Here is a 15,584-nt window from a genome sequence, read left to right on the forward strand (position 1 = left end):
CGTCCAGGTCACCGACCTGGGCGCCCGGCGCGCTGTTCACGACGCTCGACGGGGACGCAGACGGCCCACGACCGTCCACGCGATCATGCGCGCCATCCGCAGCGGCCCGTAGCGGACGCCGGACGCGAACGGCGCCTCACCACGGAGCGTGGCCTCCGCCCCGCCGTCGACGAAGAGCACCTGCCCGGTCACGAACGCGGCGTCCGGCGCCAGGAGCCAGGCGATCGCCGCGGCGACCGGCTCGACCGGGCCGGGCATCCCGAGGGGCTGCGGCAGGGCGTCCTGGAGCACGCGCACGCTCGCGGCGTCGGCGAGCAGGGTGCGCCGCGCGGTGCCGGTATCGACGACACCCGGGGCGACGGCGTTCAGCGGGATGCCCGCACCAGCCCACTCCTCGGTGACGGCGGTGCGGCGCAGCCACCGGTTAAGGGCGATCTTGGTCGACCGGTAGACGACGCCCCCGCGACCACGTGCGGCCATCCGGTCCGCGACCGCCAGGGCGCGGGCCTCGTCGCCGGCGAGGCACGCCTCGACGAGATCGCCCTCACCGGCGGAGAGCGAGGAGGCCGAGCTGACGACGACGGCCCGGGGAGCGGTCCGGCGCGCCAGGTCGCCGCGCAGGGCGGCGAGCAGCCCGACGGTCCCGAAGTAGTTGAGGCCGACGGCGACACGCGCGTCCGCGCTGCCCGCGACGAGCGCCACCCCGTCGATCCCGCACGGGGCCAGCTCCCGGACCCGCGCGACGGCGGCATCCCGCCCGCCCGCGGTGGTCAGGTCGGCGCGGACGTCGGCGGTGTCGGCGAGGCCGCACCGCAGCACCCGCGCACCCTCCCGGTCGAGCCGGTCCGCGACGGCGGCGCCGATCCCGGAGTCGGCGCCGGTCACCACGCAGGTCCGGCCGGCGTGCTGCGACATGGGCCCCTCCTCGATCTCGAATTGATGCACTAGTGCATTTCTACACTAGTGCATCCATCTCGCGCTACGCTGGGCGCATGAGCAAGGAGACCGGGATCCGGGAGCGCAAGCGGGCTCAGACGCGGCGCGCGATCGTCGCCGCGGCAACGACGCTGTTCCTCGACCGGGGCATCGCCGGGACGTCGATCGAGGACATCGCGGCCGGCGCCGGGGTCGCACGGCGCACGTTCTTCCTCCACTTCCCCTCGAAGGAGGACGTGCTCTTCCACTACCTGGAGGGCCACGTCCGGCGGGCGGTCCTGGCGCTGGACGACCTCCCCGCCGACGCGGACGCGGCGCAGGGCGTCCGGGCGGTGATGACGGCGTTCGTCGACCTCTTCGAGGACCCGGGCGCCGGCACCGACGAGCTCGCGGACCTGCGGGCCGAGCTCGTCACCACCTCGCACGGCCTGCCGGCGTCGCTCCTGGTGCGCCTCCAGCGGGCGCAGACCGACCTGGTCGGCGCCCTGCGCGCCCGGTTCCCGGACCGCGCGGGGTGGCCGCTGATGTCGGCGCACCTCGGCGCCTGCATGGGCGGCGCGACGGCGGCGGCGGTCGCCGTCGAGCGGCCCGAGGACCGGGACGCCGCCATCCGCGCGGCCGTGGACCGGGCGAGCGCGGGGTTCGAGGGCTGACCGCACGGACGCAAGGGACGGGGCGTTACGCTCCAGGCGACGAGCTCCCGGCGACGAAAGGATGCCCATGCCCGCAACGGCCGACCTCTACGACGAACTCGGCGAGACGGTCCAGTCCGTACCGGTCCAGTTCCAGCTCCACGGCGGCGTCGCCCGGTTCGAGGGGCACGTCCGCACCGTGCGGTGCTTCGAGGACAACGCGCTGCTGAAGTCGATCGTCTCGACACCGGGCGACGGCGCCGTGCTGGTCGTCGACGGCGGCGGGTCGCTGGAGCGCGCGCTGATGGGCGACATGATCGCCCAGATCGCCGCCGACAACGGCTGGGCGGGCGTCGTCATCCACGGCGCGGTCCGCGACCGCGTGGCACTGGCCGAGATCCCGATCGGGATCAAGGCCCTGGGCACCAACCCGCGCAAGAGCACCAAGACCGGCGCGGGCGAGGCGGACGTCGAGGTCGCCTTCGGCGGCGTCACGTTCCGGCCGGGCGCCCGGCTCTGGAGCGACGAGGACGGGATCCTCGTCGAGCGCTGACGCGCCCCGGCGCGGAGCCTCAGCCCCGCCGCACCACCTCCAGCCGGGTCAGGCGCCGCCCCTGGACCGCGGTGACGACCAGGTCGACGTCCGCGACGTGGACCTGGTCGCCCACCTCGGCGATCCGGCCCAGCCGGCTGACGACGTACCCCGCGACGGTCTCGTAGGGCCCGTCGGCCAGCTCCACGCCGGTCCGGTCGGCGAACTCCTCGATCGTGACCCCGGCGTCGACGACGGACGTGCCCTCGGCCTGCTGCGGTGCGCCCTCCAGCGCGTCGTACTCGTCCTGGATGTCGCCGACCATCTCCTCCACGAGGTCCTCGAGCGTGACGATCCCGAACGTGCCGCCGTACTCGTCGACCACCACCGCCAGGTGGCGGCGCTCCCGCCGCATCTGCGACAGCGCCGGGATGAGGTGCGCGGTGGCCGGCAGGTAGAGCATGCTGCGCGTCAGCTCGCGCACCGGGGTGGTCCCCGGCGCCCCGAACAGGTCCCGCACGTGCAGCAGGCCGGTCACGTCGTCGAAGTCCCTGCCCGTGACCGGGTAGCGCGAGTACGGGCTGGCCCGGACGATCTCCAGGACCTCGGACACCGTCAGGTCGCCGTCGACGAACGTGACCTCGCCGCGCGGGCGCATCACCTCGCCGACCGACCGCTCGGCGGCGTCGAACACGTCGCTCAGGATGCGGCGCTCCTCCGCGGGCAGGCCCTCGTGCGCCACGACGACGTCGCGCAGCTCCTCCTCGGTCATGCCCTCGGACGTGGCCCGCGGGTCGCCGCCGAGCAGGCGCACCACCGCGTTGGTGGAGACCGACAGCAGCCAGACGACCGGGCGCATCAGGTTCGCGAACACGTCGAGCGGCGGCCCGACCACCAGGGCGACCCCCTGGGAGCGCTGCAGCGCGAACCGCTTGGGGACCAGCTCGCCCAGCACCAGCGAGAGGTACGCGATCACGAGCGTCAGGGCGATGAGCGAGACGGTCGCGGCGACGTCGGCCGGCAGCCCGAGGCCCTCCAGCACGGGCACGAAGTCCGGCGCGAGCGTCGAGGCGCCGTAGGCGGCGGAGAAGAACCCCGCCACGGTCACGCCGATCTGCACCGCGGCGAGGAACCGGTTGGGGTCCCGGGCCACCGCCGCGACCCGGGCGCCCCGCCCGCCCCGGGCCTCCAGCCGGCTGATCTGGCTCTCCCGCAGCGAGACCAGGGCGAGCTCCGTGCCGGCGAAGACGCCGCCGACCAGGATGAACACCAGGACCAGCGCGACGTTGACCCACGTGTCCTGGTCCATCAGCCGCCCACCGCCCCGGTGCGGCGCGGGCGGCGGGCGCAGAGACTGTGAGCGTCGTCCATGGCGTCGAGTAGATGGTCCGTGACCTCGTGTGTCAAACCGGCACGACCCGGGCCCGGGGCCGACGCGCAGGCACGCGTCAGGCGGCGCGGCGCTCCGCGGCGAACGCCAGGATCCGGGGCACGGCGCGCTCGACGAACGCGTCGAAGTCGCGCTGTTCCGTGTACAGGTGCACGGACAGACGCAGGTAGCCCACACCCCAGATGCTCGTGAAGGCCGACTCGACGCCGGCCAGGTCGAGCAGGCGCAGGCGCAGCTCGTCGGCGTCCGTACGGTCCCGGCCCAGCCCGGCGGGCAGCCGGAGCAGGCGCATGGAGGCCACGGGCATGCCCACGTCGGTGGCCACCGGGGCGTCGACGTGCGGCTGCAGGGCGGCGCCGATGACGGCGGCGCCGTGGTCCGCGAGCGCCGTCATCGTATCGCGCGCCCGCGCCCAGCCGTGCTCGCGCTCGACGAACTCGATCGCACGGCCGGAGGCGAGGTAGCCGGTCGCGTCGAGGGTGCCCTGCGAGTCGAACCGCGCGGGGTAGCGCTCCTCGGCGCCCCACGAGTCGATGAGCGGCCACAGGTCGTCCCGGTCGGCGGCCTCGGTGACGAGCAGCGCCGAGCCGCGGGGCGCGCAGGGCCACTTGTGCAGGTTGCCGAACCACCAGTCGCCGCCGGCGGCGGCCGCGGCGTCGGGCACGAGGCCCGGGGCGTGCGCGCCGTCGACCAGCACGCGGGCGCCGCGCTCGTGGGCCAGCTCGGTGATGCGGGCGGTCGGGAGCAGGCGGGCGGTGGGCGACGTGATCTGGTCGACGACGACGAGGCGCACCGCGTCGGTGAGCGCGGCCCGGAACCGGTCGACGACGTCGTCCGCGCTCGCCGCGAGCGGGATCGCGACCGTCCGTACCCGGGCGCCGAAGCGGCGGGCGAGCCGCAGCGCGCCCATCGTGATGGCCCCGTACCCGTGGTCGGTCACGAGGATCTCGTCGCCGGGTGCGAGCCGCAGCGAGTTGAGCACGACGGTCGCCGCGGCCGAGGCGTTGGGCACGAACGCGGTGTCCTCGGCCCGCGCGCCGACGAACGGGGCGACCTCGTGGCGGGCCGCGGCGACGAGCTCCGCGACCCGCGGGAACCAGCCGACGGGGCTCAGGTCCGCCTGGCGGCGCAGCTCGTCCTGGTGGCGCAGCACGTCGGTGGGTACCGCGCCGAACGAGCCGTGGTTGAGGTGCACCACGGCGGGGTCCAGCGGCCATGCCTCGCGGGCCGGGATGCCGGACGCGAGCCGGACGGGCGCCGGGGCAGGTGCTGTGCGTGTCTGGTCCATCGACGCCTCTCTCGGGTTGTGCCGGACAACCATGGCAGGCCGGACCCGGCAGCACCAGAGCGGCTGCCCGGCGGACGGACACGGCCGGACCCACGCCCGCGTGGGTCCGGCCGTCCGACGGCGGGTCAGGACACCTCGACGTCCAGGTACGGCCGCTGCGCGGCGTCCCCCTCGCGCGACGTCACGAGCACGAGCGGACCGTAGTTCGCCACCGCGCCCGTCAGCGCGAAGCCGGCGGGCGTGCCGTCGTCCTGCGCGGCGCGGACGGCGTCCGTCACGTCGATCTCGTACCAGCGCGGGGTGGCGTCCTGGACCGTGACCGTGCCGAGGCTCGGCGCGCGCTCCGGCATGGTGCTCCACGTCAGCGCGGCCTCGGTCCAGGTCGGGTTCGCGACCTGGTGCACGCCCACGGCGGTGGCCGCCCCCGCGCTGCTCAGCCGGCCGTACACGTGCAGCGTCGCGGCGGTCGCGGCCCGGTCGCCCACGGCGTCCAGCGGGAACGTGAGGTACGAGACGCGCTCGAACCCGCTCGCGTTGTCCGGGTTGTTGCGGACCTCCAGGTTACCTGTGCCGAACACCCCGTCCGGCGCGGCGTTGCGCACCACGGCGTCCGCGGTGGGTTCGATGTGCCCCGGGTCCTGCACGGTCACCGTGGTGCGGACGGTGCTCCAGCCCACGCCGGAGCGGACGACGGCGCCGACCGTCACCGAGCCGCCGGAGACGCCCGTGACGGTGCCGTCCGCGGCGACCGACGCCACGCCCGGGTTCGCGGAGAACCACAGCACCTCGGCGCCCGCCAGGTCGACGGCGCCGCCGCCGGTGCTGGTCCCGGCCAGGCTCAACGCCCGGTCCTCCCCCACCGACAGCGCCGGGACGGGAGCCGGTGCGAGCTCCAGCCCGCTCAGCCGGTCCTGCGGTACCGGCTGGTCGGCCCGGGCGGTGGCGCCCGAGGCGTAGGCGCGGATCTCGGTGATGCTGTTGAAGGCGCTCGCCGAGTTGCCGTGCCCCACGAGCCGCACGTAGCGCGCCGTGCGGGCGGCGAAGCCGTGCACCTCCAGGTCGTCGGTGGTGCCGCTGGTCGTCTCGCCCGTCAGCGCGGTCTGCCAGGCCGCGCCGTCGGTGGAGGTCAGCACGTCGAAGGTCGAGGTGCGGGTGTGCCCGTTGTAGTAGGCGACGGAGACCGCGCCCACGGTCCGGGCGGCGCCGAGGTCGAGCGTGACGTGCTGGCCGTCGCCCTCCGCGCTCCACCGGGTGCCGAGGCTGCCGTCCACGACGGACGACGCCGCGTTGCCGTCGTCGGCGCTGGCCCGGACGGACGCGACCGGGAGGGACCGGCCGAGCACGCCCGGCTGGTGCGCGTGGATCACGTAGGTGGGGCCGGCCACGGTCCCTCGCCTGGTGGTGACGCGCACGACGCCGGGCAGCGTGCCGGACCGCTCGACCTTGGCCTGCACGCCGGGGGCGGCCGTCGCGGTGACGGCGGGCGGCCGGGTGGCCGCGGCGCCGGTGGTGACGTCGTAGCGGAACCGGCCGGTGTCGAACCCGGGCAGCGCGGCGCCGTCCACCTTCAGGCCGGTCAGCCACTCGGCGTCCGCTCCCCCGGCGTCCCAGCCGGCGATCGGGCCCACGGCCGTCGTGTCGGACGGCGGCTGCTGGCCGGAGTCCAGCGGGACCATGCGCACCGCGACGGACGTGTCGGTCACGTCGGGGACCGAGATCATCAGGCTCGTCACGCCGGTCATGGCCTTCTGGCCGCCCGGGTCCTGCACCCAGGGCAGGGGCGCGGCGCGGCCCGCGGTGATCGTGCCGTCGGGGGTCAGGAGCTGGAGCCACAGGCGCTGGCCGCCGCGTTCGAGCAGGGCGCTGCGACCGCCGTCGGCCACCGTGACCTGGGCGCGGGTGAGCAGGAACTGCCGGTAGTCGATCGGCTCGGCGGACTCGACCTCGTCCTGGACCAGCACCTGCCGGCGGTCGTCGAACAGCAGGACGCCGCGCTCGGCGCGCTCGACCCGCCCGCCGTAGAGGCCGGTCAGGTCGGTCACCGCGTACCAGCGGCGGGCGGTCGACCCCGTCCGGGTCACGGGCGCCCCCGCGGTGAGGGCCGCCGACGGCACGGGCCCGTCGCCGAGCACCATGGTGTTCTGCCCCTCGGCGCGGGTGGCGAAGTAGCCCCAGCGCCCGCCGGAGTCGGTCTTCCAGGTGAAGTACTGGTCCTGGTACGTGTCGGCGCCGAGCTCCTCGAACCAGCGCATGCCGTTCGCCTCGACCACGAGGTCGCCGGCGTCGAGGTTCATGTGCGCGTTGACCTGGTCGTACCCGGCGCGCAGCCCCTTGGTGGCGACGTAGACGGCGTAGGGGTCGTCCCAGGCGCTGCGGGCCGTGGCGATCTCGGTGTTGCCGAACGTCGCGTCCGTGGCCTCCGGGTGCGGTGCGGCGCCCGCCGTCGCGGGGTCGTACCAGAGGATGTCGAGCGGGCTCGGCGACCGGTCGGCGCGCTCGGCCTGCCAGGCGGCGAGGTGTCCGGCGTCGTAGCGGCCGGCGAGCCACATCATGAACGGCGAGTGCCAGCCGCCGGTGACGCCGCCGTACATGTCCGTGCCGCCGTCGCCGTAGTTGAACGTGTGCCCGGCGGGGCCGGTGACGTGGATGCCGAAGTCGCCGGTGCCGGACAGGCCGGGCAGCCCCGAGAGGCCGAAGTCCGTGCCGGTCGCCGTCGTCATCGCGGCGAGGTAGCTCACCAGGTAGTCCGTGCCGTACTGCCAGTAGGCGGGGCTCTCGGCGTAGGCGCCGTCCGGCGCGTACTCGGAGATGCCGTACTGGATCGATGTGATGCTGCGGGTCAGCACGGCGTCCGCGAGCTGCGGCGACTCGTCGCCGATGGCGAGCGCGCCCAGGGCGACGTTGTTGGTGATGAGGTTCCAGTTGTGGGTCTGCCCCACGAAGAAGTTCGACCCGGTCGTGTCGTAGTACGGCAGCGCGACCTCGAGCGCCTTGTCCTCGATCGCGGTGCGCACCGTCGCGCGCTGCGCCGCGTCCATCGCGTCGTACATCCAGTCGTAGCCGACGGCGACGGCGCCCGTCATCTCGCCGACGTCGAGGAAGTGCGCGGGGCTCCAGTCGGTGTAGCCGCTGGCGGAGAGCAGCTCCTCGATCCCCCGCTCGGCGTACTTGTCCTCGCCGGTGAGCTGCCACAGGAAGCCGAGCGTGAGGACGCGGCGCTTGACCTCGCGCACGGCGCTGAGGATGTTCGAGCCGCCGGGGCGCGCGACGGGCGAGGTCGGCAGGATCGCGTCGCCGGTGGCACGGATCGCGGCGAACCAGCCGGCGACGCGCTCGTCCTGCTCGACGCGCAGGCGGGCGGCGTCGAAGTCTGTCTCGTCGGCCAGCAGGCGCGGGTGGCCGTCGCGGAGCAGGGCGACCACGCTCGACGGCGGCTCGATGGCCGGGGCCGCGGCGACGGTCTCGGCGGCGGCCGGGACGGAGGCCCCCGCGCCGGGTACAACGGTTGCAGAGGCTGGTGCAGCGAGCAGGCCCAGGACGAGCGCGGCCACGGCGAGCGCGCCGGTCCCGAGCTGAGCCCTGGTACGACGGGGTCTGGAGAGGTGCACGAGGTTGCCCTTCGACGTTGAGGGGGTGGACGTTCATGCTGCAATTCGGCTGTGTGGAGCACCACGCGGTGCGCAAGAAGTAAAACGCTTGCACTCCTGGCCGTCAAGAACCCGGGCTCGTCCGGAGCCCGGGCCGTCAGGAGATCCGAGGAGCCTCAGGCGCCGCGCGGCGCCACGACGCTCCCGCGCACGACGACGTGCGTCGCGAACATCTCCCGGCCCTCCCGCGCGTCCGGCGCGAGCAGCATCCGCACGGCCGTGCGGCCGAGCTCCGCCGACGGGATGCGGACCGAGGTGAGGTCGAGGTCGGCGGCCACGGGCGAGTCGTCGAAACCGACGAACGACATGTCCCGCGGCAGGCGCAGCCCCTGCTCGCGCAGGTACTGCATGGCGCCCGCGGCGACCTGGTCGGTGTGCGCGAGCACGGCGGTGAAGGATGACCGGTCGAGCCGGCTCAGCACCGCGCGGCCGGTGGCGCGGTCCCACGCGGGACCCACCTCGAGCGCAGGGTCGAGCGGCACCCCGAGGTCGGCCAGCGCCTTGCGGTAGCCCGTGCGCCGCTCCTTGCTGATGGTGCTGGCCGGCGGGCCGCCGAGCAGGAGGATCCGGCGGTGGCCGCGGGAGACGAGGTGGCTCGTGGCCGCGTAGGCCCCGCCGGTGTTGTCGTACTGCACCACGGCGTGCGACTCCGCCCCCTCCACGGGCGGGCGGGCGCAGAGCACGAGGCGCGTGCGGGACCGGTCCAGCGAGGCGATGTAGCCGGTCATCGCCGTGCGGTACGCCTCAGTCTCCTCCACCGCACCGACCACGATGACGCCGCGCACGTGCTGGCCGTGCATCTGGCGCAGCACCTCGATCTCCTTGCCCGGCTCGTTGCCGGTGGTCCCGATGAGGCACAGCATGCCGGCGTCCTCGACGGCCGTGGCGATGGCTTGCACCAGGGCCAGCAGGAACCCGTCGTCGAGCTGCCGCACCACGATCCCGACGGTGTTGCTCTCGGTGCCGGTCAGGGCGCGCGCGTGCGGGTTGGGCGAGTAGTTCAGCTCCTGGACGGCGCGCATCACCTTGCCGCGGGTCTTGGGCGCGGGCGGATAGTTGCCGTTGAGGATGCGCGAGACGGTCGAGACGGACACCCCGGCCCGCTCCGCGACGTCGCGGATGCTGGCGCGGGCCACGGACGTCGTCGACTCCGGCTGGTCGGTGGTCACGTTCCCGATCGTAGCCCACGCCCGCTGCAAACGGTCTACCTCCGGCGATTCGGCTGGATCTCCATGTCACGAGCCCCGCACGTGCGGGTTCGCAGCGGGCTGTTGACACTCAAAGGTAAACCGCTATAACTTCCGTTCGCACCGGCGTGCTCCCGGCGTCGGACGACCATCAAAGGAGAAGGTTGTGTCCTCACCACGAACTTCCGCGGCCCCCCTCCGCCGCCGGACGGCCCCCGTCGCCGCGCTGGCGGTCGCCACGACCCTGCTGGCCGCGTGTGCGGGCCAGACCGGCGGCGCGGAGACGGAGGAGAACGCCGACGTGCCGCACGGCACCATCACCCACCTCACGCATCTCGACCCCGCGCGCTTCGAGCCGTACGTCCAGGCGTTCCAGGAGAAGTACCCCGAGGTCGACGAGGTGCGGATCGAGCGGCTGACCGACTACGGCGCCGAGATCAAGACCCGCATGTCCACCGAGGACTACGGGGACGTGCTGAACGTCCAGGGCGTCTCCCCCGACCAGCTCCCCGACTTCTTCGAGCCGCTCGGCGACTACGACGAGCTGTCGCAGGAGTACCGCTGGCTGACCAAGACCTACGAGGGCACCACCTACGCCATCCCCGATCTCGGCAACGCCTGGGGCTTCCTCTACAACAAGCAGGTCTGGGCCGACGCCGGGATCGACGACTGGCCCACCACGACCGACGAGTTCCTCGCGGACCTGCGGACCATCAAGGAGGAGGCACCGGATGTCACGCCGCTGGTGACCAACTACAAGGACGGCTGGATGCTCAGCCAGTGGGAGGGTTACCGCGGCCTGGTGTCGCTGAACCCGGACATCGCCCACGACATGAGCACCCAGGACGACCCGTGGGGCTCGGGCAACGACTACGAGATCATCGACGGCCTGCTGTACGACCTCGCGGCGGACGACCTGATCGAGGCCGACCCCACCACGGCGACGTACGACGAGACGAAGATCAAGATCGGCTCCGGCGAGATCGCCACCATGCCCGTGGCGTCGTGGGCGATCACGCGGGCCGGCGGCGACATCGAGAAGGCGGGCCTGGACCCGTCGGTGCTCGGCTACATGCCGTTCCCGATCCAGCACGACGGCGAGTTCTGGACCACCACCGGGCCGGACATCTCGCTCGGCATCAACGTGCACTCCGAGAACAAGGTGACGGCGCGCGCCTGGCTCGACTTCCTCGCGGACGAGTCGTCGTACTCGGCCGACATGGGCGGCCTGTCCCCGCGCAAGGACGGTCCCGAGCCGGAGATCCTCGCCGACTTCCTCGCGGACGTGCAGATCTTCGAGCCGGCGCTGCCGCCGGCCGGCGAGGAGTCCCGCTTCGACGAGGTCAGCACCACCTCGGGCATCATCACGACCGACGGGCGCTACCGGCAGGAGCTCATCGACGCGGCCCGCACCGGGTCGAAGACCAAGGAGCAGGCGTTCGCCGAGCTCAACGAGGCCTGGGCGAAGGGCGTCGCGAGCGTCGGCTGACGCGATCGCGGACACCCATGAGCACCACTGTGACCCCCGAGCAGGCGACGGACACGGGCCGGTCCCGGCCGGGGGCCGCGCGAACCGGATCGCGCGGCCCCCGGCGGACGGACTGGCGCAGGCGGGCGACGCCGTACGCGTTCCTGCTGGTCCCCGTCGTCCTCCTGCTGGTCTTCACGTACTGGCCGGTCGTCAACATGTTCGCCTACTCCGTCACGGACTGGGACGGGCTCGACAAGGACCGGCAGTTCGTCGGGCTGGACAACTACGTCACCACGCTGACCGAGCCCGACAACCTCCAGGTCTTCCTGGTCTCCCTCTACTACTTCGCCGCCTCGCTGGTACAGATGGCGCTCGCCCTGTACTTCGCCGTCATCCTGTCGTTCCGCACCCGGCTGAAGAACATGTGGAAGGGCATCCTGTTCTTCCCGTACCTGATCAACGGCGTGGCGATCGGGATGATCTTCCTCAACTTCCTCAAGCCCGACGGCGGCCTGGACAGCCTGCTCACCCTGCTCGGCCTCGAGTCGTTCATCCGGCAGTGGACCGGGGACCCCGCGCTCGTGAACATCACGCTGGCGAGCGTCGCCGTCTGGCGGTACCTGGGCCTCAACTTCGTCATGTTCCTCGGGGCGATCCAGTCGATCCCGCCCCAGACGCTGGAGGCCGCGCAGCTCGACGGCGCCAACCGCTGGCAGGAGGTGCGGCACATCATCCTGCCGTCCATCCGGCCCATCGTGGGCCTCCAGTTCGTGCTGGCGATCTCCGGCGCCCTGGCGATGTTCGAGGTGCCGTACGTGATGACCGCGGGCGGCAACGGGTCCGAGACGTTCGTCATCCGCACCATCTGGACCGCCTTCGAGCGCAACATGGTCGGCCTCGCCTCGGCGATGGCCGTGATCATGCTCGTCATCGTGCTGATCCTGACCTGGATCCAGCGCAGGGTGGTCCCCGACCGCGAGGTGGAGATCTCATGAGAACGACCGTGACGGCCACGCTCAAGTACGCCTCGCTCGTGGTCGCGGCGCTGTTCGCCCTGGTGCCGCTGCTCCTCGTCCTGTTCGGTGCGTTCAAGGACTACCAGGAGTACGTCTCCACGAGCCCCCTGGACCCGCCGCGGAACTGGCTCAACCTCGACAACTTCGTGGTCGCCTTCGTCGACGGCGGCATGGCGCTCGCGTTCGTCAACACCGTGGTCATCCTCGGGGTGTCGCTCGTGGGCGCCGTGCTCAGCTCGGCGTTCGCCGCCTACGCGATCGACCGGTTCCGGTTCGCCGGACGCCGGCTGGTGCTGGGGCTGTTCCTGCTGGCCGCCCTGGTGCCGGAGGTGACCACCCAGGTGGCCACGTTCCAGCTCATCAAGAACCTGGGCATCTACAACACCCAGTGGGCGCTGATCGCGCTGTACACCGGCACCGGGATCATCTCGATCTACATCTTCCTGCAGTTCATGCGGGCACTGCCCACCTCGCTCGACGAGGCGGCGCGGATCGACGGCGCCGGCCAGGTGCGCATCTTCTTCCGCATCGTGCTGCCCAACCTCAAGCCGGCCATCGCGACCGTCGTGATCATCCGCGGCATCGCGATGTACAACGAGTTCTACCTGCCGTTCCTGTACCTCAGCGACACCAGCCAGCGGCCCATCTCGACCACCCTGTTCGCCTTCAAGGGCCAGTACGGCGCCCAGTGGGAGGTGATCAGCGCCGGGGTGCTCCTGACGATCGTCCCGATCCTGATCCTCTTCCTGTTCATGCAGCGCTACGTCTACAACGGCTTCACCGCCGGCGCCGTCAAGTGACCGATTGGAAACCATGGCCCAGTTCGACATGCCCACCGAACAGCTCGAGACCTACCACCCCGACGTGCCCCAGCCCGCGGACTTCGACGCCTTCTGGGCCGAGACGCTCACCCGGTCGCGGGCGGCCGCGCCCGGTCCCGCCCGGTTCGAGCCCGCGGACACCCTGCTGCGCGACGTCCGGGTCGAGGACGTGACCTTCCCCGGCTTCGCGGGCCAGCCCGTGCGGGCCTGGCTGCTCACGCCGCGGCACGAGGCGCCGCGCGGCTGCGTGGTGCAGTACATGGGCTACAACTCCGGGCGCGGTTTCGCCGAGCAGTGGACGCTGCTGCCGAGCGCCGGGTACGCCCTGTTCGTCATGGACAGCCGCGGGCAGGGCACCGGGGCCGCGCCGGGCTGGACGGCCGACCCGTCCGGCGGAGCCGCCCAGATCGCCGGACGCGTGACGGCCGGCATCGACGACCCGCGCGAGTACTACTACCGGCGCCTGTTCACCGACGCCGCGCTCGCCGTCGACGCCGTCCGCGCCCACCCCGCCGTCGACCCCGACCGGGTGCTCGTCTCCGGCGGGAGCCAGGGCGGGGCGATCGCGCTGGCCGCCGCGGGGCTCGTCCCCGGGCTCCTCGGCGCGACGGTCGACGTGCCGTTCCTCAGCCACGTGCGCCGGGCGGTCCGGATCACCGACGCCGCGCCGTACAGCGAGCTGGTGCGCTACCTGCAGATGCGGCGCGGGGCCGAGGAGGACGTGTTCCGCACGCTCGACTACTTCGACGGCGTGAACTTCGCGCGCCGGGCGCACGCCCCGGCGTTGTTCTCGGTGGCGCTCGGCGACGTCGTCTGCCCGCCGTCGACCGTGTACGCGGCCTTCAACGCCTACGCGGGGACCGAGAAGTCGATCGAGGTGTACCCGTTCAACGGGCACGAGGGCGGGCAGTCGCACCACACGCGCCGGCAGCTCGCGTTCCTCGACAAGGTGTTCGGGACCGGTCAGGAGGGCGCGGCATGACCGGGCACCGCCCGCGCGCGACCCTCGTCATGGAGGAGGCCGCGCGGGACGCCGTCTACACGCCGGCGCTGGTGGCCCGGATCGACGCCGTCGCCGACCTGCGGCGCCCGTTCCTCACCGCCGACGAGTTCCGCGGGGACCCGCTCGCGGCCGCCGAGACCGAGATCCTGCTGACCGGCTGGGGCGCCCCGGTGCTCGACGCCGCCGCGCTCGGGCGCGCGCCCCGGCTGCGCGCGGTGTTCCACGCCGCCGGGACGGTCAAGGGCTTCGTGCACGACGCCGTCTTCGAGCGGGGTATCGCGGTGGTCAACGCCGCCGCGGCGAACGCCGAGGCCGTGGCCGAGTTCGCGGTGGCCCAGATCCTGCTGGCGGGGCGCGGGTTCTGGCACGCACAGCGCGAGTACCGGACCCAGGGCCTGGCCACCACCAGCAGCCTCGCCCACGGCAGCAGCGACAGCACGGTGGGCCTGGTCGCGCTCGGCGAGATCGGCCGGCGCGTGGCCGAACGGCTGCGTGCACACCCGGTGCGGGTGCTGGTCCACGACCCGGGGGTCGACGACGGCCGGGTGCGCGCCCTCGGCGCCGAGCCCGCCGGGCTGGAGCGGCTGTTCCGGGAGTCGCGGGTGGTCAGCGTGCACGCGCCGCTGCTGCCCTCGACCCGGGGGCTGGTCACCGAGGCCCTGCTGCGCTCGCTCCCCCACGGCGCGGTGCTGGTCAACACGGCCCGTGGCGCGGTGGTCGACGAGGACGCCCTCATCGACGTGCTCACGCACCGCACCGACCTGACGGCGCTGCTCGACGTCACCCGGCACGAACCGATCCGGCCCGGCTCCGCCCTGTGGGGGCTGCCGAACGTCGAGCTGTCCCCGCACATCGCGGGCGCGACCGGGGCCGACCGTGAGAGCCTGGGCGCGCTCGTGGTCGCCGAGCTGGAGCGGTACCTGGGCGGCGCGGAGCTGCGCCACCGTATCGAGCCCGCCATGCTCGACCGGTCCGCGTAGCGCTACTTGGTCGAGGCCGGGTCCTCGTCGCCGATGTGCCCCGGCGCGTTGGCGGCCAGCACCCGCTGGACGAACCCGCAGTACTCCGACATGTAGTGCCGCAGGAACGTCGCCGTGGTCTCGTTGACCACGGTGCCGTCCGGGCCGAAGTCGGCGGCGTCGAAGGTGATGTACGCCTCGGGCGCGTTGAGCTGCGGCGCGTCGAGGAAGCTCAGCACGCTGCGCATCGACGACTGCATCACGGCCGTGCCGATCCCGCCCGGCGAGGCGCCGATGATGCCGGTCGGCTTGCGGGCGAAGGAGTTCTGGCCCCAGGGCCGCGAGCCCCAGTCGATGGCGTTCTTCAGCGCGCCCGGGATCGAGCGGTTGTACTCCGGCGAGACGAACAGCAGCCCGTCCGAGGCCTCGATCGCGGCCTTGAACGCCCGCCCCTCCGCCGGGAAGTCGGCGTCGAAGTCCCAGCTGTACAGCGGCAGGTTGCCGATGGGGACCTCGGTGAACGTGAGGTCGTCCGGCGCCGAGGCGATCAGCGCCTTCGACAGCGTGCGGTTGATGGATCCCTTGGCCAGGCTGCCCACCAGGTAGCCGATCTCGTAGGTCATGACGCCTCCCGTGCGCTCCTCTCCACTGTGCGCTCAGAAGGCCGGACCGGCGAGTCCGGCGGCGGCGTCCAGGGGCGGC

13 protein-coding genes are annotated in these 15,584 nt (G+C 73.0%); 7 read left to right on the forward strand and 6 right to left on the reverse strand.

The annotated features are described in order from the left end of the window. Window positions 1-36: 36 nt before the first annotated feature. Window positions 37-915: an SDR family oxidoreductase gene (locus tag ACZ7LE_RS25290; protein ID WP_470405978.1), complete on the reverse strand. Its 879-nt coding sequence runs from the start codon at window positions 913-915 to the stop codon at window positions 37-39. A gap of 77 nt (window positions 916-992) precedes the next feature. On the opposite strand from ACZ7LE_RS25290, the gene ACZ7LE_RS25295 reads away from it, so the two are divergent. Beyond that, entirely contained in the window at window positions 993-1,589 is a 597-nt protein-coding gene (locus ACZ7LE_RS25295; protein ID WP_470405979.1) for a TetR/AcrR family transcriptional regulator, read from the forward strand. Window positions 1,590-1,656: 67 nt separating this feature from the next. Continuing rightward, a complete protein-coding gene (rraA, locus tag ACZ7LE_RS25300; protein ID WP_470405980.1) occupies window positions 1,657-2,121 on the forward strand; it encodes a ribonuclease E activity regulator RraA in 465 nt (154 codons plus the stop codon). Between the two features lie 19 nt (window positions 2,122-2,140). On the opposite strand, the gene ACZ7LE_RS25305 is transcribed toward rraA, so the two are convergent. The 4 genes from ACZ7LE_RS25305 to ACZ7LE_RS25320 form a co-directional block, all read right to left on the reverse strand. Next, the gene (locus ACZ7LE_RS25305) at window positions 2,141-3,409 is read right to left on the reverse strand and encodes a hemolysin family protein (RefSeq protein ID WP_470405981.1); all 1,269 of its coding nucleotides are present in this window, start codon (window positions 3,407-3,409) and stop codon (window positions 2,141-2,143) included. 139 nt (window positions 3,410-3,548) lie between these two features. Next, entirely contained in the window at window positions 3,549-4,778 is a 1,230-nt protein-coding gene (locus ACZ7LE_RS25310) for an aminotransferase class V-fold PLP-dependent enzyme (RefSeq protein ID WP_470405982.1), read from the reverse strand. A 125-nt stretch (window positions 4,779-4,903) separates the two neighbouring features. Then, window positions 4,904-8,386 carry a CBM96 family carbohydrate-binding protein gene (locus tag ACZ7LE_RS25315; RefSeq protein WP_470405983.1) on the reverse strand — a complete coding sequence of 1,161 codons (3,483 nt, stop codon included), beginning with the start codon at window positions 8,384-8,386 and terminating at the stop codon, window positions 4,904-4,906. Between the two features lie 155 nt (window positions 8,387-8,541). Further along, a complete protein-coding gene (locus ACZ7LE_RS25320) occupies window positions 8,542-9,594 on the reverse strand; it encodes a LacI family DNA-binding transcriptional regulator (RefSeq protein ID WP_470405984.1) in 1,053 nt (350 codons plus the stop codon). 184 nt (window positions 9,595-9,778) lie between these two features. Between ACZ7LE_RS25320 and ACZ7LE_RS25325 the strand changes: the two genes are divergently transcribed. From ACZ7LE_RS25325 to ACZ7LE_RS25345, 5 genes are read left to right on the forward strand one after another with little or no spacing between them, the layout of a single operon-like run. After that, window positions 9,779-11,101, forward strand: coding sequence for an ABC transporter substrate-binding protein (locus ACZ7LE_RS25325; RefSeq protein WP_470405985.1), 1,323 nt, complete (start codon window positions 9,779-9,781; stop codon window positions 11,099-11,101). A 17-nt stretch (window positions 11,102-11,118) separates the two neighbouring features. Beyond that, the gene (locus ACZ7LE_RS25330; protein WP_470405986.1) at window positions 11,119-12,078 is read left to right on the forward strand and encodes a carbohydrate ABC transporter permease; all 960 of its coding nucleotides are present in this window, start codon (window positions 11,119-11,121) and stop codon (window positions 12,076-12,078) included. Beyond that, the gene (locus ACZ7LE_RS25335; RefSeq protein WP_470405987.1) at window positions 12,075-12,899 is read left to right on the forward strand and encodes a carbohydrate ABC transporter permease; all 825 of its coding nucleotides are present in this window, start codon (window positions 12,075-12,077) and stop codon (window positions 12,897-12,899) included. Before ACZ7LE_RS25330 ends, ACZ7LE_RS25335 begins: the two co-directional genes overlap by 4 nt. A gap of 13 nt (window positions 12,900-12,912) precedes the next feature. Beyond that, window positions 12,913-13,902 carry an acetylxylan esterase gene (locus ACZ7LE_RS25340; protein ID WP_470405988.1) on the forward strand — a complete coding sequence of 330 codons (990 nt, stop codon included), beginning with the start codon at window positions 12,913-12,915 and terminating at the stop codon, window positions 13,900-13,902. Further along, complete coding sequence (locus ACZ7LE_RS25345; protein ID WP_470405989.1) at window positions 13,899-14,903, forward strand: hydroxyacid dehydrogenase; 1,005 nt, start codon at window positions 13,899-13,901, stop codon at window positions 14,901-14,903. Before ACZ7LE_RS25340 ends, ACZ7LE_RS25345 begins: the two co-directional genes overlap by 4 nt. A 2-nt stretch (window positions 14,904-14,905) precedes the next feature. On the opposite strand, the gene ACZ7LE_RS25350 is transcribed toward ACZ7LE_RS25345, so the two are convergent. After that, window positions 14,906-15,505 carry an NADPH-dependent FMN reductase gene (locus ACZ7LE_RS25350; RefSeq protein WP_470405990.1) on the reverse strand — a complete coding sequence of 200 codons (600 nt, stop codon included), beginning with the start codon at window positions 15,503-15,505 and terminating at the stop codon, window positions 14,906-14,908. Window positions 15,506-15,584 lie beyond the last annotated feature (79 nt).

This window comes from Promicromonospora sp. NPDC110617 (assembly GCF_055598465.1).